This window comes from Neobacillus niacini, from assembly GCF_030817695.1.
Classification (GTDB): Bacteria; Bacillota; Bacilli; order Bacillales; family Cytobacillaceae; genus Neobacillus; species Neobacillus niacini_F.
In genome coordinates, this window is sequence record NZ_JAUSZQ010000002.1 from 1,681,530 (window position 1) to 1,706,436 (window position 24,907).

General features: G+C 41.8%; 19 protein-coding genes and 1 other annotated feature. Of the genes, 18 read left to right on the forward strand and 1 reads right to left on the reverse strand.

Annotation, left to right across the window (positions count from 1 at the left end; all coding sequences use genetic code 11):
- Positions 1-19 precede the first annotated feature (19 nt).
- The 3 genes from QFZ28_RS08650 (at position 20) to pheT (ending at position 4,612) form a co-directional block, all read left to right on the forward strand.
- A complete protein-coding gene (locus QFZ28_RS08650; RefSeq protein ID WP_307194248.1) occupies positions 20-769 on the forward strand; it encodes a TrmH family RNA methyltransferase in 750 nt (249 codons plus the stop codon).
- A 61-nt stretch (positions 770-830) separates the two neighbouring features.
- Positions 831-1,074: a binding site (T-box leader), on the forward strand.
- Between the two features lie 70 nt (positions 1,075-1,144).
- Positions 1,145-2,182: a phenylalanine--tRNA ligase subunit alpha gene (gene pheS / locus QFZ28_RS08655; protein WP_307194249.1), complete on the forward strand. Its 1,038-nt coding sequence runs from the start codon at positions 1,145-1,147 to the stop codon at positions 2,180-2,182.
- 15 nt (positions 2,183-2,197) lie between these two features.
- A complete protein-coding gene (pheT, locus tag QFZ28_RS08660; RefSeq protein ID WP_307194250.1) occupies positions 2,198-4,612 on the forward strand; it encodes a phenylalanine--tRNA ligase subunit beta in 2,415 nt (804 codons plus the stop codon).
- 174 nt (positions 4,613-4,786) lie between these two features.
- On the opposite strand, the gene rnhC is transcribed toward pheT, so the two are convergent.
- Positions 4,787-5,719 (reverse strand): ribonuclease HIII, encoded by a 933-nt coding sequence (gene rnhC / locus QFZ28_RS08665; RefSeq protein ID WP_307194251.1) that lies wholly within the window; start codon positions 5,717-5,719, stop codon positions 4,787-4,789.
- Positions 5,720-5,977: 258 nt separating this feature from the next.
- Here rnhC and zapA point away from each other — a divergent pair, with 258 nt between their 5' ends.
- From zapA to QFZ28_RS08740, 15 genes are all read left to right on the forward strand, one after another.
- The gene (gene zapA, locus QFZ28_RS08670; RefSeq protein ID WP_307194252.1) at positions 5,978-6,238 is read left to right on the forward strand and encodes a cell division protein ZapA; all 261 of its coding nucleotides are present in this window, start codon (positions 5,978-5,980) and stop codon (positions 6,236-6,238) included.
- 7 nt (positions 6,239-6,245) lie between these two features.
- A complete protein-coding gene (locus QFZ28_RS08675) occupies positions 6,246-6,800 on the forward strand; it encodes a CvpA family protein (RefSeq protein ID WP_307194253.1) in 555 nt (184 codons plus the stop codon).
- A gap of 107 nt (positions 6,801-6,907) precedes the next feature.
- Positions 6,908-8,629 (forward strand): DNA polymerase/3'-5' exonuclease PolX, encoded by a 1,722-nt coding sequence (gene polX, locus QFZ28_RS08680; RefSeq protein WP_307194254.1) that lies wholly within the window; start codon positions 6,908-6,910, stop codon positions 8,627-8,629.
- Between the two features lie 13 nt (positions 8,630-8,642).
- On the forward strand, positions 8,643-11,000 hold the full coding sequence (locus QFZ28_RS08685) for an endonuclease MutS2 (protein ID WP_307194255.1): 2,358 nt from the start codon (positions 8,643-8,645) through the stop codon (positions 10,998-11,000).
- 18 nt (positions 11,001-11,018) lie between these two features.
- A complete protein-coding gene (locus QFZ28_RS08690; RefSeq protein ID WP_307194256.1) occupies positions 11,019-11,426 on the forward strand; it encodes a DUF350 domain-containing protein in 408 nt (135 codons plus the stop codon).
- 875 nt (positions 11,427-12,301) lie between these two features.
- Positions 12,302-13,654, forward strand: coding sequence for an aspartate aminotransferase family protein (locus QFZ28_RS08695; protein WP_307194257.1), 1,353 nt, complete (start codon positions 12,302-12,304; stop codon positions 13,652-13,654).
- An 11-nt stretch (positions 13,655-13,665) separates the two neighbouring features.
- Positions 13,666-15,186, forward strand: a complete 1,521-nt coding sequence (locus QFZ28_RS08700) for a pyridoxal phosphate-dependent decarboxylase family protein (protein ID WP_307194258.1) — start codon at positions 13,666-13,668, stop codon at positions 15,184-15,186.
- Complete coding sequence (locus QFZ28_RS08705) at positions 15,167-16,948, forward strand: IucA/IucC family protein (RefSeq protein WP_307194259.1); 1,782 nt, start codon at positions 15,167-15,169, stop codon at positions 16,946-16,948. Before QFZ28_RS08700 ends, QFZ28_RS08705 begins: the two co-directional genes overlap by 20 nt.
- Entirely contained in the window at positions 16,945-17,496 is a 552-nt protein-coding gene (locus QFZ28_RS08710) for a GNAT family N-acetyltransferase (protein WP_307194260.1), read from the forward strand. Before QFZ28_RS08705 ends, QFZ28_RS08710 begins: the two co-directional genes overlap by 4 nt.
- The gene (locus tag QFZ28_RS08715; protein ID WP_444875322.1) at positions 17,489-18,793 is read left to right on the forward strand and encodes a lysine N(6)-hydroxylase/L-ornithine N(5)-oxygenase family protein; all 1,305 of its coding nucleotides are present in this window, start codon (positions 17,489-17,491) and stop codon (positions 18,791-18,793) included. Before QFZ28_RS08710 ends, QFZ28_RS08715 begins: the two co-directional genes overlap by 8 nt.
- A 13-nt stretch (positions 18,794-18,806) precedes the next feature.
- Complete coding sequence (locus tag QFZ28_RS08720) at positions 18,807-20,585, forward strand: IucA/IucC family protein (RefSeq protein ID WP_307194261.1); 1,779 nt, start codon at positions 18,807-18,809, stop codon at positions 20,583-20,585.
- Positions 20,586-20,770: 185 nt separating this feature from the next.
- Complete coding sequence (locus tag QFZ28_RS08725; protein ID WP_307194262.1) at positions 20,771-22,474, forward strand: long-chain-fatty-acid--CoA ligase; 1,704 nt, start codon at positions 20,771-20,773, stop codon at positions 22,472-22,474.
- 182 nt (positions 22,475-22,656) lie between these two features.
- Positions 22,657-23,241, forward strand: coding sequence for a TetR/AcrR family transcriptional regulator (locus QFZ28_RS08730; RefSeq protein WP_307194263.1), 585 nt, complete (start codon positions 22,657-22,659; stop codon positions 23,239-23,241).
- Positions 23,242-23,262: 21 nt separating this feature from the next.
- Positions 23,263-24,033 carry an enoyl-CoA hydratase gene (locus QFZ28_RS08735; protein WP_307194264.1) on the forward strand — a complete coding sequence of 257 codons (771 nt, stop codon included), beginning with the start codon at positions 23,263-23,265 and terminating at the stop codon, positions 24,031-24,033.
- A gap of 96 nt (positions 24,034-24,129) precedes the next feature.
- On the forward strand, positions 24,130-24,903 hold the full coding sequence (locus QFZ28_RS08740; protein WP_307194265.1) for an electron transfer flavoprotein subunit beta/FixA family protein: 774 nt from the start codon (positions 24,130-24,132) through the stop codon (positions 24,901-24,903).
- Positions 24,904-24,907 lie beyond the last annotated feature (4 nt).

The window sequence follows — 24,907 nt, forward strand, 5'->3', positions numbered from 1 at the left end:
ACACTGAAGGAGTACAAATTTGAAGCATATTGAATCTATTCAAAATCCAAAAGTAAAACAATGGAAGAAGCTATTAACAAAAAAGGAACGGGATAAATCCGGAACATTCTTAGTAGAAGGTTTTCATTTAGTTGAAGAAGCATTAAAACAAAGTGATAGGGTTATGGAGATTATCGTTTCTGATAAGACAGGTCTTCCGCCGCGCTGGGATTCCGGGGAGATACCAGTCACGGTCGTAACAGAGGAAATTTCAAATTCATTATCTGACACGGAGGCACCGCAAGGAATTTATGCTGTTTGCCGGCAGGTTCAAATAGAAATACCAGCTGCGAAGACGTATCTGCTAATTGACGCCGTACAGGACCCAGGGAATTTAGGAACGATGATTCGCACAGCTGACGCAGCCGGCATTGACGCAGTTGTTGTAGGTAAGGGCAGTGTTGATGTTTATAATTCAAAGGTACTTCGCTCGGCACAAGGCAGTCATTTTCACCTGCCTATCCTAAGTGGCGATCTCAATGATTGGGTCGAAAAGCTGCAAGCGAAAAATATTTCCGTTTATGGTACAGCACTTGAAGGGGCTTCTGCATATACTGATATTTCAACAGATGATTGCTTTGCATTACTCGTAGGCAACGAGGGCAGCGGGGTTAACAAAGAGCTGCTTGAAAAAACGACAGCAAACCTATATATTCCCATCTACGGACAAAGCGAATCACTCAACGTAGCCGTGGCGACGGGCATATTGTTATATTTTTTAAAAAAATAGACGATACTAGTTTGAATCGTTAAGTAAAGTATTATATAATAATCTACATTATTGAAAAATAACAAAAACGATGACGGAGAAAAGTATCTTATCAAAGACCATTTAGGGAGAAGGTGCCGTGACTGAAAGCACTTTTATGGGAAGGTTAAGAGAAGTTCACCTCCAGAGTTGACATCGGGACCACGTGCAAAAGCATGTGTAAAGATGTACCGGCCTAGCCGTTATCCCAATGAAGCGAACACATGTGTTTTATACATACCGTGTTTACAAGGGTGGTACCGCGAACTATAAACCTCGTCCCTTTCCAGGGATGGGGTTTTTTTGTTTGGAAAAAGAAACCGCCTAAATTTACACATTAAAAAAGGAGGAAATACGATGCAAGAACGATTAAAAGAATTGCAGCAGGAAGCTATTCAAAAAATTGAACAGTCTTCAAGCTTAAAAGAATTAAATGACATCCGCGTTGCCTATTTAGGAAAAAAAGGTCCAATCACGGAAGTACTTCGTGGAATGGGTAAACTCTCAGCGGAAGAGCGTCCAATTATGGGAGCACTTGCAAATGAAGTTCGTGAAGCCATTGCTACTACATTAGAGGCAAAACAGAAAGATTTAGAAGAAGCTGCCGTTTTAGAAAGATTAGCCTCTGAATCAATCGATGTTACATTGCCAGGAAGACCCGTTAAGGTTGGTAACCACCATCCATTAACAAGAATCATTGAAGAAATTGAAGATTTGTTTATTGGAATGGGTTATCAGGTGGCAGAAGGTCCTGAAGTAGAGCAGGATTATTATAATTTTGAAGCGTTAAATTTACCGAAGGGTCACCCTGCCCGTGATATGCAGGATTCTTTCTATATTACAGATGAGATTTTACTGCGTACACATACATCACCTGTTCAGGCGCGGACCATGGAAAAGAACCAAGGGAAAGGTCCAATCAAAATTATCTGTCCAGGTAAAGTATACCGCCGTGATAATGACGATGCGACACACTCTCACCAGTTCATGCAAATCGAAGGCCTTGTGGTTGGCGAGAACATTCGCATGAGTGACTTAAAAGGTACATTAGAGGTTTTTGCTAAGAAAATGTTCGGTAATGACCGTGAAATCAGATTACGTCCAAGTTTCTTCCCGTTCACAGAGCCTTCCGTTGAGATGGACATTTCTTGTATGATTTGCGGCGGACATGGCTGTAATGTTTGTAAGAAAACAGGCTGGATTGAAATTCTTGGAGCCGGAATGGTTCATCCAAACGTTCTTGAAATGGCTGGCTATGATTCTAAAAAATACACTGGCTTTGCCTTCGGTATGGGACCAGAGCGAATTGCCATGTTGAAATATGGTGTCGATGATATTCGTCATTTCTATACAAATGATGTACGTTTCTTAAAACAGTTTTCAAAACACGAGTAGGAGGAGGAGCACGATATGTTCGTTTCATATAAATGGCTCCAGGATTATGTAGATTTATCCGGAGTGTCAGCTGTTGAATTAGCTGAAAAAATTACTAAAAGTGGGATTGAGGTTGAGGGAGTAGACGTCCTTAACGAAGGAATCACAGGTGTAGTTGTAGGTCATGTGGTTGAACGTGTTCAACACCCTAACGCTGATAAATTAAGCAAATGCCAGGTGGACATTGGTCAAGGTGAACCTGTTCAAATTATTTGTGGAGCACCTAATGTCGCACAAGGGCAAAAGGTAGCTGTTGCAACAGTTGGTGCAGTATTACCGGGTAACTTTAAAATTAAACGCGCGAAGCTTCGCGGTGAAGAATCAAATGGAATGATTTGCTCATTAACAGAACTTGGTGTCGAAGCAAAGGTGGTACCAAAGGACTATTCAGAAGGTATTTTTGTTTTTCCTCAGGATGCAGAGGTTGGTACCGACGCAATCGCGTTATTAAACCGTGATGATGAAGTTCTTGAGCTTGGTTTAACACCAAACCGCGCAGATTGCTTAAGCATGCTGGGTGTAGCTTATGAAGTAGCTGCAATTCTAGGCAGAGAAGTAAAGCTTCCAGAAATCGATGTTCAGCCAGTAACTGAAAAAGCAACTGATTTAATTACAGTAAAAGTAGAAGCAAATGAAGATAATCCTTTATATGCTGCGAAAGTCATTAAGAATGTAAAAATCGGTCCTGCACCACTTTGGATGCAAACAAGGCTTATGTCTGCAGGAATTCGTCCTCATAACAATGTAGTCGATATTACTAACTATATTTTATTAGAATACGGTCAGCCGCTGCACGCATTTGATTATGATCGTTTAGGTTCAAAAGAAATTCTAGTCCGTCGTGCGCACAATGGTGAAAAATTTGTAACACTAGATGACGTTGAACGTACATTAACTTCTGACCATTTAGTGATTACAAACGGTACAGAGCCAGTTGCATTAGCGGGTGTTATGGGTGGAGCTAATTCTGAGGTGACTTCAGATACAACAACCGTATTGTTGGAGGCGGCTTATTTTACAGGAGGAACTGTAAGAAAAGCTTCTAAAGACCATGGATTACGCAGTGAAGCTAGCGCTCGTTTCGAGAAGGGTGTTGACCCAAATCGTGTACGTGCAGCAGGTGAGCGTGCTGCCTGCTTAATCGCAAAATACGCTGGCGGTGAAGTATTAGAAGGAGCTTCTGAAGTTGACACACTAACAGTTGAACCTGCAGTTGTTTCAATCACGCTAGAAAAAATAAATAATGTCATCGGTACAAATTTAACAGTTGCCGAAGTAGAAGGAATTTTCGAACGTCTTCAATTTGCAGTAAGCAGTGAAGGAGAAACAATTACCGTTACAGCTCCGACACGCCGTGGCGATATTAAGATTGAGGAAGATCTAATTGAAGAGGTAGCGCGTCTTTACGGTTATGATAACATTCCGAAAACATTGCCAATCGGTTCAGCTACACCAGGTAAATTATCAGATTACCAGGAAAAACGCCGCGTTGTCCGCCAATATTTAGAAGGAGCAGGCTTGTACCAAGCGGTAACCTACTCTTTAACAAGTGAAGAAAAAGCTGCACAATTTGCACTTGAGAAACGTGATTTCATTCGTCTGGCAATGCCGATGAGTGAGGACCGCAGTATCCTGCGCTTAAGCATTATGCCGCAGCTGCTCGAAGTAGTAAAATACAACAGTGCGCGCCAAAACGACAGTCTCGCTGTTTATGAAACAGGTGCTGTGTTCTTAGCAAATGGAAATGAAGTTTTACCTGAAGAGCAGGAGCATTTAGCAGGTGCGATTACTGGTTTATGGCACAGCCATTCTTGGCAGGGTGAGAAAAAGGCTGTTGACTTCTACGTGTTAAAAGGCATTTTAGAAGGATTGTTTGCCAAGCTTGGTCTTACAGAAAGTGTGACATATGTTCAGGCTCAAGTGGATAATATGCACCCAGGAAGAACAGCTGAAATTCACTTAAATGGTGTGCGGATTGGCTTTGTTGGTCAAGTTCACCCAACTATTCAAAAAGAACTTGATTTGAAAGATACGTATGTTTTTGAGCTTTCATTAAAGGCAGTGCTTGAAGAAGCGACGGCAGCACTTAGATACGAAGCGATTCCTCGTTTCCCATCCATCACAAGAGACATTGCTCTTGTCGTTGATAAGGAAACAGTATCAGGCATGTTGAAGGATATTATCCAAACAGCTGGCGGAAAGCTTCTTAAAGAAGTTAGTGTATTTGATCTATATGAGGGTGAACGCATGGAAGAAGGTAAGAAATCCATTGCCTACTCACTAAAATACATGGATCCGGAACGTACATTAACGGACGAAGAAGTAACAAAAGTTCATACTCAGGTACTTGAAGCCTTAAAAACTCAGGCAGGAGCAGTATTGAGAGGATAGTTATAGATAGAAAAATGACCTAGTGAACAAATTTAACTAGGTCATTTTTTATGTTCTTGTTTATGAAGCCGAAAATCTTTTAGATTCTGAAAAAAGTGATCTCATGAAGTGTTCAATGAAGCGCAAACTCGATTAGATTCTAGAAAAAGTGGTCGCATGAAAGGTTCAAGTGCACTAGCCTCTCTTTTTATTCACAAGATTCATTGCTTTTTCCGTATTAGCAAAATGAAGCTTAACAAATTGAGGCAATACCTCTCGTCCTTTTTTCAAAATCAGCTTTGCTGCGGCTTCATCGACTTGAGATCCTGCTCCTTTTGGGATTTTAAAGCCGGCGGATTCACTAAGCTTATCAAAATACTGTACAAAAGCATAACGTGCGAGGATTGATGCTGCAGCTACGGCGAGATGGATACCCTCCGCCTTTGTACTAAAATAAACATTTTCCTTCGCAACAGCTTTTTGATTTTTCACATGCTGAAAATAGGTACTCTCTTGAACAAATTGGTCAATCAGAATTCCTTCAGGTTTAACAGGTGAAATTTTCTCCAGTACATTAAGGATAGCTTGGTTATGGAGAATGGCCTTCATTTTTCCTTGTGACATCCCTGCCTTTTGCAGCAGATTGTATTTTTCATTTTTGAGCGTCATTAAACTAAACGGGACCACATCTTTAATAACCTTTGCGATAGCGATGATTTTATCATCATTTAAATCCTTCGAATCTCTTACCCCTAATTCCTTTAACAAAGGGATATCTTCCTTCTTCACATAAGCAGCTACTACGGTGATGGGGCCAAAAAAATCGCCCGTACCGACTTCATCGGAGCCAATAACGGACCAGTTGCTAAAGCCTTCTGGCAGATTACCTTTAGGGGCACTAGATTTCACAGGAGCTTTTGCAGCTGCCTGCCCCCACCTGCTGGCCTCTGCTTCAGAGCCACTCCCTTGAAATAGAACTTTCCCAGATTTATAGGCAGTAATCATTGAGCCAGCAGTCTTGGCAGCAAACACACTTCCTGGAGGAGTTTTCTCTAGTATTTTACCTTCATAGTAGCTTTTCATTTTATTAATTTCAGACATACTTAGATTTAGCACGACATTTCCCACTCCAAAAACACTCCTCGACATTATTCTTAAAAAAGTAAAAAAACACCAATTCAAACTGTTCTACTTGTCTAGTTCAAGCGCCTAGCCCCTCGAGGTCGCTTCGGTCCAACTGGTGAAGTCAAAGAGCGACTTCACCTGCTGGCCCTCCAGCGCTTGTCGGGGCTGAACAGGCGCTTTTGCTTTTCTTCTTTTCGACACACATCCGTTCGTGTTATATTATAAATTAGGGATTTCTTCGAATCGAATGGAGGCAGTAATTTGTCAAATACAGAAAAAACTAGAACAACCGTTGATATATACGGAACTCAATACGTTATTTTAGGAACCGAAAACCAAAGTCATGTTCGACATGTCGCTTCCTTAGTTGACAAAAAAATGCGCGAAATTGGTTCCAGGAATCCGTTACTAGATGTAAATAAGCTCGCTGTACTAACAGCAGTAAATGCAGTCAATGACTTCGTTAAAATGAAGGAACAATTAGAGAAGCTGCAATCTGAATTACAAAAGGAAAAGGACTGAATCAGTCATGCTGGATTTAGCAATTATTGTACTATTAATTTTTGGTTTTTTTATTGGGTTAAAAAGAGGATTCATCTTGCAGTTGGTCCATTTAACAGGTTTTATTATTGCATACATAGTGGCAAATTTATACTATGACGATCTGGCGCCCAGATTAACACTATGGGTTCCGTATCCGAATCTAGGTACGACTTCTCCTCTAAAACTATTAAGTGAGAACGGTAATATGGAGGAAGCCTTTTACCGCGCGATTGCGTTTATTATTATCTTCTTTGCGGTAAAGATTTTACTGCAAATTATTGGATCGATGCTTGATTTTATTGCCCATTTGCCTATTCTTAAGCAGCTTAATGTATGGGCAGGCGGTTTACTTGGTTTCGCGGAAGTCTACTTAATTCTCTTTATTTTATTATATATTGCTGCGCTAATTCCAATGGAATTTTTACAAAAACCAATGGAGGATTCCATTATGGCGAATCTTCTTGTTAATCATACGCCATTTCTATCAGAACAAATCAAGAATATATGGATAGAATATACGGCTGCATTGACTTCTCTCTGAGGAGAGAACGCCCTTACTTCTCTCTGAGGAGAGAACGCCCTTACTTCTCTCTAGGAGAGAAGTTTTTCTATTAAAAGGTTAAAATAATGGTAAGGTGGTTGGAAATAATGGAGGTAAATAAAAAAGATTTAATTCGTTTATTAGAAACCATCGCGGTGTACATGGAGCTAAAAGGTGAAAATCCCTTCAAGGTTTCTGCTTTCCGTAAAGCTGCGTCGGCACTGGAATTTGATGATCGAAGTTTATCAGAGATTGAAGATTTTACGTCGTTATCAGGGATCGGTAAAGGGACCGCCGCTGTTATAGAAGAATACATAAATGAAGGCACTTCCACGGTATTAAATGAGCTTAAGGAAGAGGTTCCGAAAGGATTAGTTCCGCTATTACAATTGCCTGGCCTTGGGGGGAAAAAGATTGCAAAGCTCCATAAAGAACTAGGTATCAAAGATGTCACAACCTTAGAAGAAGCCTGTAAAGCAGGAAAAGTCCAAGCATTAGCAGGATTCGGAAAAAAGACTGAAGAGAAAATTTTAAGTGCTATTGCCAATGTGGGCTCGAGGCCGGATCGTCTTCCTCTTGCCTATATGCTTCCAATTGCCGACCTTATTGAGGCAAAACTTGCTGAACTTCCTGAGATTCATCAATATTCTCGGGCAGGAAGCTTGCGAAGAGTACGGGAAACCGTTAAAGACCTTGATTTTATCATTTCAAGTGAACAGCCAGAAAAAGTAAAACAATTTCTGCTGGAATTCCCTAATATAAAAGAAATTATTGGAGCTGGAGATACAAAAGTATCACTTGTTTTTGGATTTGATTTTGATGTATCGGTAGATTTTCGTCTCGTTAAGCCAGAGGAATTCATCACGACTCTTCACCATTTTACGGGTTCAAAGGACCATAATGTCCGGATGAGACAGCTGGCTAAAGAACGTGGAGAAAAAATAAGTGAGTATGGTGTTGAAAATGTGGAGACTGGTGAAATTCTAACATTTTCATCAGAGGAAGAGTTTTTCAAGCATTTTGATCTTCCATTTATTCCGCCAGAAGTGAGAGAAGATGGAAAAGAAGTAGAGGAGTTTCCTGCTTACGAAGGTGAGTTAATTGAGTTAAGTGACATTAAGGGCGATCTTCATATGCATTCAACTTGGAGCGATGGTGCTCACACGATTGAGGAAATGGTGGAAGCTTGCCGTGAAAAGGGCTATAAGTACATGGCGATAACGGACCACTCCCAATACTTAAAAGTGGCAAATGGGCTGACACGTGAGCGGTTGTTGAAGCAAAAAGAAGAAATAAAAAAATTAAATGAAAAATACGATGATATACTAATTTTATCAGGGGTTGAAATGGATATCCTGCCAGATGGCACATTGGACTATGAGGACGATCTGCTTGCTGAAATGGATTTCGTCATCGCTTCGATTCACTCTGCTTTTTCACAGCCAAGAGAGAAAATCATGGAGCGCCTACGCACAGCATTTGAAAATGCACATGTGGACTTAATTGCGCATCCGACTGGGCGGAAAATTGGCCGACGTGAAGGTTACGATGTCGATATCGATATGCTGATAGAATTAGCCAAAGAAACAAATACCGCTTTAGAGCTTAATGCCAATCCGAATCGATTGGATCTAAAAGCTGAATACTTACGGAAAGCACAGGACGCGGGAGTTAAACTATTTATTAATACCGATGCCCATAAAAAAGAAACGCTGTCACATATGGGTGTAGGGGTATCAACAGCAAAAAAAGGCTGGATAAAAAAATCATCAGTAGTTAACGCACTTGAACCGAATGACTTACTAGAATTTTTGCATAATCGAAAATAGGGGGTTCATCTCCATGCAAGAAAGAACGTTAAAGGTATTGGAATTTACGAAAGTAAGAGATCAGCTCATTGAACATGCAGCTTCGTCTCTTGGAATAGATAAGTTAAAAAGATTAGTACCATCAACAGATTATGAAGAGGTCGTTAAACTACAGGCAGAAACAGATGAGGCAACGACCGTTTTACGAATCAAAGGAAATGTCCCGTTATCAGGAATACACGATATTCGAGCACATATTAAACGTTCGGTCATTGGGGGTGTACTTAGCTCACACGAGTTGATTCAGGTTGCGAGTACCATCCATACAAGCCGGCAAATGAAACGATTTATTGAAGATATTGCAGAAGAAAGAACCGAAATCCCAATATTATTGGAACAGGTTGACCGTATTATTCCTCTAGCCTATTTGGAGGAATCAATCAGACATGCCATTGATGAGGGTGGGGAAGTTCTTGATAGTGCGAGTGACCTGCTTCGCACATTAAGGCACCAGCTGCGCTCGAATGAAGCGCGGGTACGTGAAAAATTAGAGAGTATGATTCGTTCATCCAATGCAGCAAAAATGCTGTCAGATTCGATTATTACCATCCGAAATGATCGCTTTGTTATTCCTGTTAAACAGGAGTACCGAGGTCATTATGGCGGTATCATCCATGACCAGAGCTCATCAGGGCAAACTCTATTTATTGAACCACAAGTAATTGTCCAATTAAATAATCAATTACAGGATATTAGAGTAAAAGAGCAGCTTGAAATTGAAAGAATTTTGACAGAACTTTCGGCCAAGACCGCTGAGTTTGAGTCGGAGCTGCAGGTGATTGTTGAGGTTCTGGGTAATCTTGATTTTATTTTTGCAAAGGCAAGATATGGCCGGAAGATGAAAGCAAGTATGCCTCGCATGAATAATGAAGGTCGAATTGCCTTATACAAAGCCAGACACCCGTTAATTCCAATTGACGATGTGGTAGCGAATGATATTTTGCTCGGGAAGGACTATACGACAATTGTCATTACCGGACCTAACACTGGCGGTAAAACGGTTACCTTAAAAACGCTCGGTTTATGTTCGTTAATGGCGCAGGCCGGCTTACAGGTTCCAGCCTATGATGGCTCAGAACTTGCTGTTTTTGACGCCATTTATGCGGATATTGGCGACGAGCAGTCCATTGAACAGAGTTTAAGTACCTTTTCTTCGCACATGGTAAATATCGTGGACATTTTGAAAAAGGTCGACTTTAATTCCCTTGTCCTATTTGATGAACTTGGTGCCGGAACGGACCCTCAGGAAGGTGCTGCGCTTGCCATTTCTATTTTAGATGAGGTCCATAATCGAGGGGCACGAGTGATTGCCACTACCCATTATCCAGAATTAAAGGCCTATGGATATAATCGCGAAGGTGTTCTTAATGCCAGTGTTGAATTTGATGTTGAAACATTAAGCCCAACCTACAAGCTTCTACTAGGCGTACCAGGACGAAGCAATGCGTTTGAAATTTCAAAACGATTAGGGTTAAATGAACGCGTTATAGAGGCTGCAAGATCTCATGTTAGTGAAGATACAAATCAAATTGATAAGATGATTGCGTCTCTTGAGGCAAGTAAGCGCCAAGCTGAAATCGAACACGAGGAAGCCCGTGATTATTTAAGACAGGCAGAAAAGCTTCATCAGGATATGCAAAAGCAAATGATAGAATTTTATCAGAACAAAGACGCTATGCTTGAAAAAGCTGCTGAACAGGCTAGTGAAATTGTTGAAGAAGCAAAGAGTGAGGCAGAAAAGGTTATTCGTGACCTTCGTAAAATGAGGATTGAAAAGCATGCTGAGATCAAGGAACACGAATTAATTGATGCAAAACGCCGTCTTGATGCTGCAACTCCTGAAATAAAGAAATCTGCGAACCAAGTCAATAAGAAAACGAAGACGCATACGTTTACGCCTGGAGATGAAGTGAAAGTTCTAACCTTTGGTCAAAAGGGTACACTGCTTGAAAAAGTCACAGATACCGAATGGCAGGTACAAATCGGCATCCTGAAAATGAAGGTAAAAGAAAAGGATTTAGAGTATATCAGCACGCCAAAACCAGTAGAAACGAGACCAATGGCGATTGTACAAGGCAGAGACGCCGATGTAAAGTTAGAGTTGGATTTACGCGGAGAAAGATACGAGGCCGCACTCATGAGAGTGGAAAAATATATCGACGATGCGTTATTATCAAACTATCCTCGTGTTTCAATAATTCATGGAAAAGGCACGGGAGCTTTAAGACAGGGAGTCCAGGAATATTTACGAAATCACCGTTCTGTTAAAAAAATTCGTTTTGGAGAAGCGGGTGAGGGCGGTTCTGGTGTTACTGTAGTTGAATTTAAATAAGGACCGGGGAGAATAGGAATGAACCAGTTTTGGGATAACGTGTATATTCAAAGCGCGGCCAATTATAGTGTGGTAATCTTATGTGTGATTGTCTTTTTAGCCATTTTTGAGTTGGTAACGAAATATAAAAATTGGGAAGAAATCCAAAAGGGCAATATCGCCGTAGCAATGGCAACCGGAGGGAAAATCTTCGGAATTGCTAATATATTCCGCTATTCCATTGAACAAAATGATTCATTGGTTACAATGATTAGTTGGGGAGTATTTGGCTTTGTGTTATTACTGGCAGGATATTTTATCTTTGAATTCTTAACACCTAAATTTAATATAGATCAAGAAATAAAAAATGATAATCGTGCGGTTGGTTTGATTGCGTTGATTATTTCAATCGGCTTATCCTATGTGATAGGTGCAGGGATTTCGTAAGGGGAGATTAGAAGTGGAGACGTTAGCGAAAGTGCTTTTTGGTTTATGCGCCTTGTTTTTGCTAATTGGTTTGGGGTACATGTTGTTTTTTTAACACTAAACTCCTCATCGCTAATGCTATTAATTTTAGGCTCTGTTAAAACTGAATGTTGATTTTACTGTGTTTGGAAAATAAGCGGAGAATTTCCGTTTATATTGGGAAATACCCATATTTCCTTAAAAATAAGCGGAGGTTTTCCGCTTATTGTATCCAAATCCTTGGAATCTGTCTTTTTTAAAGCAGTTAACCGGAATATCTCCGCTTATATCTGCTTCTTAAGGTTCCTCTATATACAATAGCCGGAAATTCTCCGCCTATTGAATTCTCAACCCTACACGAAAATCAACGATGAATAATAACAGAGCCTAATTTTAAAAAATACCAAAGATTTTTAGCACAATCTGGAGTTAGGATTACTTTATAAGAGAGCAAGGAAACAGCGTTGTTGCTGTTTCTTTTTTTTATAGGTAAAAATAGGAAAAATGTTCTACCAAAAATTATACTCGAAAACTTTGAATGGGAAGGATGAACTAATTTTCTGAATTTTCATTGACAATGATAATCATTTTCAATTAATATTTTCATGTAATCAATGTACTGACAGACAGGAGCTGAAGAATTCAGTATTCAAAAAACATAAAAACGAAGGGGACCATGTGAAGTATCTGCATTTCAAGTAGATCGTTCACATTTTTTTTCAAATATGATTGTCCAGGTCAAAAGTACAGATTCAGCCATGATGCAACTGGCCGGAACTTTAAAAACGATGCTAAGAGAACGTTTTTTATTTTTAATTGAGAATGAGAATTATTATCAAAAAGAAAGGTGATTATATATGCTGACAAATGAATTCTACCTAAACAGTCAAAATAAACGGGAATCGAATGCAAGATCCTATCCGCGCAGAATTCCGATTGCCATCAGTGAAGCAGAAGGGATTTATGTAAAAGACGTGGAGAACAAAACGTACATAGACTGTCTGGCAGGAGCAGGCACACTTGCACTTGGCCATAACCATCCGGTTGTGATTGAAGCAATGGAAAAGGTAATCAGAGGGAAACGTCCGCTTCACACGCTTGATCTTACGACGCCAATGAAAGAGGAGTTTGTAGAAGAATTGTTTGATACACTGCCGGCCTCGTTCGCAGAAAATGCGAAGATTCAATTTTGCGGCCCATCTGGTTCAGATGCGATTGAAGCAGCAATGAAGCTTGTGAAAACGGCAACTGGAAGGGGCGGAATGCTCTCGTTTCAAGGCGGATACCACGGAATGACTAATGGGTCCCTCAGCCTTATGGGGAATCTTGGACCGAAGAAGAAAATTCCGAATCTGATGTCTGATGTTCACTTTTTTCCATATCCATATGCATACCGCTGTCCGTTTGGCATAGGGGGAAAAGAAGGAGCAGCAGTCGGATCGACATTCATTGAACGGACCTTGAATGATCCGGAATCAGGGATTGTAAAGCCTGCGGGAATGGTCATGGAAGTTGTTCAGGGGGAGGGAGGCGCCATACCTGCACCAAATGAATGGGTGAGGCAAGTCCGGCGGATTACTTCTGAACAGCAAATTCCACTTATAGTGGATGAAGTGCAGACAGGATTCGGGCGCACGGGAAAAATGTTTGCATTTGAGCATGCCGGCATTACTCCTGATGTGGTTGTTTTATCAAAAGCAATTGGCGGTACTCTTCCTCTTGCGGTCGTTGTCTATCACAAAGATTTAGACCAGTGGGAGCCTGGCGCTCATTCAGGAACCTTCCGCGGCAATCAGCTGGCCATTGCAGCAGGTACGGCAACAATGAAGTTTATTAAGCGGGAAAAACTTGACGAGCAGGCAGCTCTGCTTGGAGACTTCCTTATGCTGCGCTTAAAGGAAATGAAAAAAGATGTCCAATCCATTGGTGACGTCCGAGGTTTAGGTCTTATGGTCGGAGCCGAAATCGTTGACAAAACTGCTCCTGCAGATGCTCTCGGAAGTTATCCTGCAAATCCGCAGCTGGCTAAGAAAATTCAGCAGGAATGCTTTAAACGAGGGCTGATCCTGGAGCTTGGCGGCCGCCACGGAAGTACGGTCAGATTCCTGCCTCCGCTGATTATCACAAAAGACCAGCTTGAAACGGTGTGCGACCTGTTTTTCGAAGCGGCTATGGCAGCGGAAAAAGCGCTTATGCCAAGTTTCGTATAGGAGGGAAAGAAATGAAAGCCAGTATAAAAACAAAAATCGACGCTTTTTTTCTAACAAATTCACAAGGCAGCATGGAAAGCTATCAACATGTAATGAACCAGGCGATGGAAACGCTGAAATCAGCCGTTCTTGCAAATGCTCCATTCAGCGGTGCTTCTCCTCAGCTTGTTAAGGAAGGACTTGAAGCTCAATTTCCCGAGTTCCTCCCTGAAGCTGCCGACAGTCCCAAGGAGGTTTTTGACAAGCTTTCATCTGCGGTTGCTGACCATGCCATTTCTGTCCATCATCCGTTATGTGCAGCACATCTGCACTGTCCGCCGATGCTTTCTGGTTTAGCAGCAGAAGTGCTGATTTCTGGATTGAATCTTTCAATGGACTCCTGGGACCAAAGCGGCGCTGCAACCATGGTGGAGCAGAAGGTCATGGATGGGCTTTGCGGCCTTTTCGGTCTTTATGAAGGCGACGGGGTCATGACGAGTGGAGGAACACAATCCAATTTGATGGGGCTTCTTCTTGCAAGAGAGCGTGCAGCTTTAAAGCTTTGGAACTGGGATATTAAGAAGCAGGGTCTCCCTGTAGAACACAACCTTTTGAAAATTCTCTGCTCGGATGCAGCCCATTTTTCCGTACAGCAGGCAGCCTCTGTTTTAGGGCTTGGAGAAGAAGCCGTCATTCCTGTAAAAACAGATGCTGCCGACAGGATGTGCATGAACGATTTAGAAGAAAAGCTGAAGCAGCTTAAAAAAGAAGGAAAAATTCCTTTTGCTCTAATTGCCACAGCAGGCACAACCGATTTTGGAGCCATAGATCCCCTAGAAAAAATGAGTCAGACCGCTAAGCAGTACGATCTTTGGTTCCATGTGGATGCGGCATATGGGGGAGGTCTTATGATGTCAGATCAGCACAAACACAAACTAAAAGGCATTGATCAGGCGGACTCCATCACCGTTGATTTTCACAAAATGTTTTACCAGCCAATCAGCTGTGGGGCGTTCCTGGTAAATGACCGCAGCTCGTTTTCCTATATGAAGCGGCACGCAGATTACCTTAACCCAGAGGAAGATGATGAAGAAGAGGTACCGAATCTTGTAGGAAAATCCCTGCAGACAACAAGAAGATTTGATGCGTTAAAACCCTTCCTATCCTTTCAGCTAATAAGCAGGAGCGACTGGTCAGAAATCATCCGCCGTACGCTTTCCCTTGCAAAGGACGCATATAAAATGCTTGAACATGACAGTTCATTTGCGGTTATGCATAAACCTGAGCTGAGCACGGTTGTTTTCAGGTATACAGGGGACGGTATGCTTACAGAGGATGCCATCAATCTTCTAAACTACCGGATTCGGGACAGGCTGCTTGCAAATGGAGAAGCGGTCATTGCCCGTACAAAGGTAAAAGGGCAAGCTTGCCTGAAATTCACCCTATTAAATCCTCTCGCAGAAGCAGAGGATCTGTCAAAACTGATCCAAAGGATAAAAGAAATCGGACAAAATGAACGGAGGATGCTTCAGAATGAACAGGGAAGAAGCTAGAAAAATTGCAGAGTATGCTACGCTGCAGAGCTATTTAAATTGTTATATCCGCGAGACGGGAAAAGGCTCTTTAACAGAGGATGTTCCACCAGAGCTTAAACATGCCCATTCAGGCAAATGGATGAAGCTTTCGCTTAAAAATAAATCTGTTTTATATATATCTTTAGCTTATTATTCAGAAACAGGACGCCACATAATTGGACCAGTAGTTTATATGGGTTCTGAAAAACTGAATTTCATGGACTGCATTGATGTAACGTTAATAGACTTGAATGCTGGCCAGCCAGATGAAAAAAAGAATGAGCTGCTTAACCGCATTTCCCAGAGTTGCACGCTGATGGCCGCATTTATTGAAAACCGTTCAGGTGAAGAAGACGAGCTGTATGGCATAGACTTTGATTTCCTTGCAGCAGAGCAGTCGCTTTTATTCGGGCACCTGCTTCATCCTGCACCAAAAAGCAGGGAAGGGATGAATGACGAGGAAATCAGATACTATTCACCTGAATTAAAAGGCTCTTTTCCGCTGCATTATTTCCGAGTTCCTGCTGACCTTGTTTATTCTAAATCCCTGCTACCGCATTCAGCCATTCAGCAGATCAAGCAAATGGTCCTTGATGATCCGGAAATAACAAATGACTTCAAAAACAAGTATGCAAAAGAGGATGGGCATGCGCTGCTTCCGCTGCATCCGTGGCAGGCAGAATATGTCCTTCAAGATTGTGAGATTAAGAGTCTTGCAGAAGCGGGAGCGATTGAGGACCTTGGACAGCATGGGCGTTCTTACTTTGCCACCTCCTCACTGAGAACTGTATTTCATCCTGATGTGCCGTTCATGCTGAAGTTTTCATTGAACATAAAAATTACGAATTCAGTGCGGGCTAATTTAATGAAGGAACTAGAACGCGGCGCAGAGGTAAAAGAACTGATGGAGGCCGGCCTCGGGAAGGAAATCTCAGATAATTTTCCACAGTTCAGGTTTGTTCACGATCCGGCATTTCTCACCTTGAAGCTGGAGGACAGGAAAGAATCCGGGTTTGAAGTCATCCTTCGCGATAACCCGTTTTATCAGGAAAATGGAGATCAGACAACGGCCATCGTCTCTTTATGCCAAGATGGACTGAAAAGAGGAACATCAAGACTTTCAAGCATAATCCGCAGCTTAGCCGATAAAGAGAACCGCACCACAAGCGAAATCAGTTTGGACTGGCTAAAGCGGTACTTGGAGATTTCCCTAAAACCGATTCTCTGGCTTTATTATGAGAAGGGGATCGCCCTTGAGGCTCATCAGCAAAACAGCATTGTTCAGTTGAATGACGGATATCCTGAGCGATTCTTTTACCGTGATAATCAAGGGTTTTACTTCTGTGAATCAAAGAAGAGCGTACTTGAGTCATTTCTTCCTGAAGCGGGACAGAAAAGCGAAACCTTCTGTTCAGATGCAGTAGCAGATGAGCGCCTGCGATACTATTTCTTTTTCAATCATTTGTTCGGTATTGTGAATGCGTTCGGGACGGCAGGACTGGCAGACGAACGCATGCTGCTTAAGCTCATCCGGGAAGAAATGGAATCCTATCCTGTTCCGGCTGGACATCCTTCTCAGCTTATAAAAAGCTTCCTGGAGCGAGAGAAATTGCCTTGCAAAGCCAATCTCATGACACGAATCCACGACTTAGATGAGCTTGTGGGTCCCCTTGAAACTCAGTCTGTGTATGTGGATGTTCCAAATCCACTGTTAATAGAGGAGGCCGTGGCTTCATTATGATTCAACAAGAAACAAACACAGTGTTTACGTTCCGCAAGGTTGATTTTGAGAAGGATGCGGTCTTGCTTCATCAGTGGCACCATGAGCCGCATGTCATTCCTTTTTGGAACCAGAATTTTCCGTTCAGCCAGTATGCAAAGCACTTAAAGGGTTTACTTTCGGATAGGCATCAAACATTATGGATCGGCATGATGAACGGGGAAGAGATGAGCTACTGGGAAACATATTGGGCAAAAGACGATATCATCGGCCGCTATTATGATGCAGAACCATTTGATCAGGGAGTTCATTTGCTCATTGGAGACCCCTCTTATTTAGGAAAAGGTTTGGCAGAGCCTATGCTTCAGAGCATCATGAAGCAGATGTTTTCTGACAGCAGGACAGCGAGGATTGTTGCGGAACCTGACAGCCGCAACACTAAAATGATTCACGTGTTTAAAAAGTGCGGATTTGTACCGCAAAAGGAGCTTAATCTTCCTGATAAACAAGCCCTGTTTTTGATCTGCACAAGAGAAGATTTTGAAAGGAGGCTTACAAGTGATTTATGACGTTATTGGTGTCGGGCTTGGCCCGTTTAATCTGGGTATGGCTGCCCTTATAGATGAAACAGGCGGAATGGACGCTTTGTTTTTTGATCAAAAACCGGAGTTTGCCTGGCATGAAGGATTATTAATCGAAGGAACGACTCTTCAGGTTCCTTTTATGGCGGATGCCGTTACAATGGTGAATCCGGCGAGCAAATACAGCTTTTTGAATTACTTGCATCACCAGAAACGGCTGTACCACTTCTATTTCTTGGAATCGTTCCATATACCACGCAGAGAATATAACCATTACCTCCAATGGGTCTCAAAACAGCTGTCATCATGCCGGTTCAGTAAAAGAGTCATTGACGCAGCCGAGCATGAGGTTGGCTATGAAGTGAGTGTGGAAGATGTTTTGACAGGACATGTGGAGACTTATTACGCGAAGCATGTGGTTCTGGGAATGGGAAGTGCCCCAAATCTGCCGGAATGGACAGCGGCAGGCAGCCGAAATCTCTATCATTCTTCTGAGTTTTTGCAAAGAAGGAATGAAGCACTGGGAGAGACAGTCACAGTAATCGGCTCAGGGCAAAGTGCAGCAGAGGTTTTCCTTGAGCTTTTAAAAGAGCAAGTAACTGAGGGCTATAAGCTAAATTGGCTGACACGAACAGACGGTTTCTTTCCGATGGAATATTCCAAGCTCGGGCTTGAACATTTTTCACCTGATTACACGGATTATTTTTACCGCTTGCCTCAAAGCCTGAAGGATGAAGTTGTGTCGAAGCAGGATTCTCTTTATAAGGGAATAAGCGCAGATACGATTGCAGACATTTACGATCTTTTATATGAAAGAACGATCGCCGGACAAAAGCCGGACGTACAGCTCCTTGCCAAAACGGCGGTTAAAGATATTTCTGAATATGGCGGGGGTCTTTTGCTCGACTGTTATCACTGGGAGGAGGGTGAATCGTTTAAGGTTGAAACAGATACCGTTATCGCTGCAACAGGATACAAAACCCTCTGGCCTAAAGCATTCAGCAGCCTGGCTCATTCGATGAAATGGGACGAAGCAGGACGCCCTGTTATTTCGAGAAACTATCAGGTCGAAATGCATGAGCCAAGAGATGAGCACAGGGTGTTTATTCAAAACGGCGAGCTTCACACCCATGGGGTAGGAGCCCCTGATCTGGGGCTTGGTGCTTATCGGAATGCCGTTATCATAAATTCGATTGCCGGTAAAACGATTTTTGAGATTCCGGAAAAAAATGTCTTTCAGCACTTTGGGATCCACCATCTTGCCCGGAAGAAACAAACCGTATAGGAGAGTGAATGAAATGGAAAAGAACGTGAAAAAAAGGCACTGGGAAAAAGCAAACAAAGTGCTGCTTGCCAAAATGATTGCAGAGTTTTTATATGAAGACATGATTTCAGCAGAGAAAACGGATGGTCTTTATTACCTTTCATTAAACGGCGGGACGATCTACAGATTCCAGGCAGAAGAACGGCTTATGGACAGCTACTGGATAGACCCTGACTCCATTCAGATAAGAACGGGCGGTGAATGGGTGAATGCAAAAAGCGCAGTTGCTTTTATGTTAGAGCTGCAAAAGGAAATCGGCATTAAACCATTTACTGCGGCATATCTGATTGAAGAATATAAACGGACGCTGCTTGCAGACGCCCATATCTTGGCCAGCCAGGAAAACCAGCGAACTGAGTCCCTTCTTGAAATCGATTATGCCGAGCTTGAAGGGGAAATGACCGGTCATCCATGGATTACATATAACAAAGGAAGAATCGGATTTTCCTATACGGATTACCTGCAGTATGCGCCGGAACAGAAGAAGGAGGTAAAGCTTGACTGGATAGCTGTTTCAAAAGAGAAAGGGAGCTTTCATTCAATTGAAGAAGTACAATATGAAGATTTACTGAAAAGCGAACTGGGTGATTCCCTTTGGGTAACGTTTCAGAAGGTTCTGCATGGGGAAGGTGTTCAGCCTGAGGATTATTTCTTTATGCCCGTTCATGAATGGCAGTGGAATCATGTATTGGTGCCGCTTTTTTCAGAAGAGCTGTTTGAAAAGCGCATCGTTTATCTTGGAAAAGGGGAGGATATGTACCTGCCGCAACAATCCATCAGAACGTTCGTGAACATAGAAGATAAGATGAAGTATCATGTAAAGCTTCCAATGAGCATTTTGAATACACTCGTTTATCGGGGCCTCCCGTCTGAGCGGGTGGTGCTTGCACCGGAAATTACGCAGCATATTCAGGGTATACGGGATCGTGACTCATTCTTGCGTGATACATGCAGAGTTGTACTCCCTGGAGAAATAGCAAGCATAAACTACGCTCATCCAGATTATACAAAGCTGCAAGGGGCTCCATATCAATTCCTTGAGATGCTCGGTGTCATCTGGAGAGAAAGTATTTATTCGTTCCTGGACGAAGGAGAGCAGGCGATAACCCTGGCTGCGCTGTTATATGTTGGGGAGGACGGAAAATCTTATGTGCTTGAACTTGCCAAAAAGGCAGGCCTCAACGCAGAAGAGTGGACAAAACAGCTTTTTGAAGTGCTGCTTCCGCCGCTTCTGCACTACTTATATCAATATGGAACCGTTTTTTCACCGCACGGTCAGAATACAGTTGTCATTTTAAAGGACAGTAAACCGCACCGTCTTGCCGTAAAAGATTTTGTAGATGATGTGAACATCAGTGATCAGCCGCTGCCCGAGCTGGAAAACATCTCAGCAGAGTTAAAAAGCGTGCTGAGAAGCGAGGCTCCGGAAGGACTCTGCCAATTTATCTTTACCGGATTGTTCGTATGCCACTTCCGCTATCTCGCAGACATTCTTCATCGGAGCGGGGAGCTGGATGAAGCTGTTTTCTGGAACATGCTAAGAGAGACGATTCTTTCTTATCAGGCGCAATTCCCTGAACTGAAAGAACGATTTGAACTGTTTGATCTGCTGAGACCATCCTTTAAAAAACTTTGCCTCAACCGAAACCGGATGATTGAATATGGATATGGCGATGGCGATGACCGGCCTCATGCTTCAGAATTTGGAAGAGTAAAAAACCCGCTGGCTACTGGAAAGCCGGCAGTTGTTTAAAAAAGTTAGGGTGGCAGCATTCAATAGATGGCTGCCACCATTTTTGTTGTGTCTAACATGCACCTTGTTCATTCGCTGCCGAGAGAAAAAGCCCTAGCTGTATTATTTCAATTGTTTAAAGAGTCTGACTATATTATAATGAAGGGGAAGTGGAAATTTTACATTAGATATGAAGGAGGGTTACTATGTATGGTTCAAAACCATGGTTGCAGCATTATCCTGAGGAAATTCCTGCAGAACTGGAATTTCGAAAAGAACCTGTTCAGCAGTATTTAATAAATGCAGCTAAAAGCTTTCCAGAAAAAACTGCCATCCATTTTATGGGCAAGGAAATGACGTATAAAGAGCTTTACGATGAAGCATTATCCTTTGCTGGCTATCTTCAGCAGATTGGTATTTCAAAAGGTGACAGAGTTGCCATTATGCTTGCCAATACACCACAATCAGTTATAAGTTATTTTGGTGTACTGATGGCTGGGGGAATCGTCGTCCAAACGAACCCGTTATATACTGAACGCGAACTTGAATATCAAATGAAGGACTCCGGAGCGAAAGCGATCATCACACTCGACATCCTCTATCCACGCGCTTCAAAGGTGATGCCGCAAACTAATTTGCAGCATATTATTGTAACCGCTATCAAAGACTACCTGCCATTTCCAAAAAATTTAGTTTATCCTTTTATCCAGAAAAAGCAATATGGAATTGTCGTTAACGTTAAACATGAAGGTAATACCCATTTATTTAAGGAAATCGTAAAAATAAAGCCTAAAAAACTCGTAGAATATGACTTTGATTTTGAGGAGGATGTTGCGCTGCTTCAATATACTGGCGGAACAACTGGTTCTCCAAAAGGGGTAATGCTAACACATCGTAATCTAGTGGCTAACTCCTCGATGTGTACGGCTTGGTTATACAAATCAAAACCGGGTGAAGAATCAGTATTAGGCATTGTACCGTTTTTCCACGTTTATGGTATGACAATCATTATGATATTATCAGTTATGCAAGCCTACAAGATGATTATATTACCTAAGTTTGACGCTCTGATTACATTAAAAACGATTCAAAAACAGCGTCCTACACTGTTCCCCGGAGCACCAACGATTTATATCGGTCTATTAAATCATCCTGATTTAAAAAAATACGATTTATCGTCGATTGATTCCTGCTTAAGCGGTTCTGCACCACTCCCGGTTGAAGTCCAAGAGGAGTTTGAGGCAATTACAGGCGGGAAACTCGTTGAGGGGTATGGCTTAACTGAATCTTCCCCTGTCACCCATGCCAATTTCTTATGGGATCGTGAACGGATAAAAGGCAGTATTGGTGTTCCTTGGCCTAATACAGAGGTAAGAATTGTTTCAATCGATGATGGCGAAGACATGCCGGTTGGAGAAATTGGTGAGATAATTATTAAAGGTCCTCAAGTGATGAAAGGCTATTGGAACCGCCCAGAGGCTACCGAGGAAACTATAAAAGATGGCTGGCTGTACACCGGTGATCTTGGTTATATGGATGATAAAGGTTATTTTTATGTAGTAGATAGAAAGAAAGATATGATCATAGCTGGAGGGTTTAATGTATATCCGAGAGAAATCGAAGAAGTATTATATGAACATCCAGATGTTTTAGAGGCTGTTGCTGCCGGAATTCCAGACCCTTATCGGGGAGAAACAGTTAAAGCTTACGTAGTGTTAAAAGAAGGATCTAAGATTTCCTCTGATGACTTAAATCAATATGCTCGAAAATATTTAGCGGCTTATAAGGCACCCAGGTTATACGAATTTAGAGAAGAATTGCCGAAAACAGCAGTTGGAAAGATTTTAAGAAGAACGCTTGTCGAAGAAGAAATGAGAAAAATAGAGGAAGAAAACAAAAAACATGCCTAACATTCCATGCACTTCTTTTTTTTGCTTAATCGTGCTTGTCTATATGGAGGCATTAAAGTAATATAAAAATGTCGTTGTATTCTTGACATTAACACAACTAAAATCTATTATAAAAATATGAATGATTATTCATTCATATTTTCTTTTTGTAAAAAATACTTCTTCAAGAGGAGGGAGAACCAATGAAAAAGAATAAACCAAAATACATGCAAATCATTGATGCAGCGGTTATTGCTATTGCTGAAGTTGGCTATCATCAGGCACAGGTTTCGAAAATTGCTAAGCAGGCCGGTGTTGCTGATGGCACGATCTATCTTTATTTTAAGAACAAAGAAGACATTCTCATCTCACTCTTCGAAGAAAAAATGGGAAGCTTTATTGAAAAAATAGATGAAATGATAGCAGGAAAACAGACCGCGGCGGAGAAGTTATTAATGATGATAGAAGCTCATTTTAAAAACCTTTCTGATGATCATCACATGGCAATCGTAACCCAGCTTGAATTACGACAATCCAATAAAGAATTACGTTTACGGATAAACAATGTTCTAAAAGGCTATTTACGAGTGATTGATAAGATTATCATTGAAGGGAAAGAAACGGGAGAGTTTTCAAGCGATCTCGATGTCCGCCTTGCCAGACAAATGATTTTTGGCACGATGGATGAAACCGTTACAACCTGGGTTTTAAATGAGGAGAAATACGACTTAGTTGCACTCGCTAAGCCGGTTCATCAGCTGTTAATTAGGGGCTGTGGAGCTCATTAATTAAGAGGAGGAGGGATTCTATTGGAATACTTAAAATGGTCGAATCAAGACTCTATTGCGACGATTACCATCGGGCGTCCACCGGCAAATGCCCTCTCACAAGGACTATTAAGAGAACTGTCGGGTGTTCTAGACGAAATTGAACCCAATCGTGACATTAAGGTGATTGTTATTCATGGGGAAGGGCGATTCTTCTCTGCTGGAGCCGATATTAAAGAATTCACGACGGTTTCATCTTCCGAGGGATTTGCCAATCTTGGAAAGTATGGTCAAGATTTATTTGATCGGATGGAGAGATTTCCTAAACCTATCATTGCTGCTATTCATGGCGCGGCTCTTGGCGGCGGATTGGAACTGGCAATGGCATGTCATATCCGTTTAGTAGGAGAAAATACCAAGCTTGGTCTTCCAGAGCTGCAGCTTGGATTAATCCCTGGATTTGCTGGAACACAGCGTCTTCCCAAATATGTTGGCGTTGCACGGGCCGCAGAAATGCTGTTTACGTCTGAGCCAATCACAGGATTGGAGGCGGTTCAATTCGGTCTGGCGAACCATGCTTATCCAGAAGATGAAGTTTTTGAACAAGCACTTAAATTAGCGGGTAAAATCGCGAAGAAGAGTACAGGTTCATTAAAAGCCACGATACAATTATTAAACTACGCTAAAAATGAAGAGTTTTATGAAGGCTCTGATAAAGAAGCAGAGTTGTTTGGGGAAATATTTGTTTCCGATGATGTAAAAGAAGGAATTCAGGCTTTTATCGAGAAACGAGAGCCGCATTTTAAAGGGTAAATCAACACTACGATAAAGTTGCTAATCAAATTTTTTTGCTATAAATTTTCTAAATCTTTGGAACAGAAAAAATGTTTGCATTATAGGAGGGAAATCATGAACATTTATGTACTATTGAAAAGAACCTTTGATACGGAAGAAAAGATTACTATTTCCAGCGGAAAAATCAATGAGGATGGTGCAGAGTTTATCATTAATCCTTACGATGAATACGCAGTTGAAGAAGCAATTCAAGTCCGCGAGGCAAATGGCGGAGAAGTAACCGTTATTTCAGTGGGTACGGAAGAAGCAGAAAAGCAATTACGTACAGCTCTCGCTATGGGTGCAGACAAAGCGGTATTAATCAATACAGAAGACGATGTGGCAAATGGTGATCAATTCACTACTTCCAAAATTATTGCTGAATATCTAAAGGATAAGGAAGCAGATCTTATTATCGGTGGAAATGTAGCGATTGATGGCGGTTCTGGTCAAGTAGGTCCACGTGTTGCTGAATTATTAAACATTCCTTATGTTACGACTATTACAAAGCTTGAAATTGATGGAACATCTGTAACCGTAACTCGTGACGTTGAAGGCGATTCTGAAGTTATCGAAACAAGTCTGCCATTATTGGTAACGGCACAGCAAGGTCTGAACGAGCCGCGTTATCCATCTTTACCAGGTATTATGAAAGCGAAGAAAAAGCCGCTTGATGAACTAGAATTAGATGATTTAGATCTAGAAGAAGATGATGTCGAAGCAAAAACAAAAACAATTGAAATTTACTTACCGGCTAAAAAAGAAGCAGGAAAAGTATTATCTGGAGAGTTAAATGATCAGGTAAAGGAACTTGTTCACCTTCTTCATACAGAAGCAAAAGTAGTGTAAATGT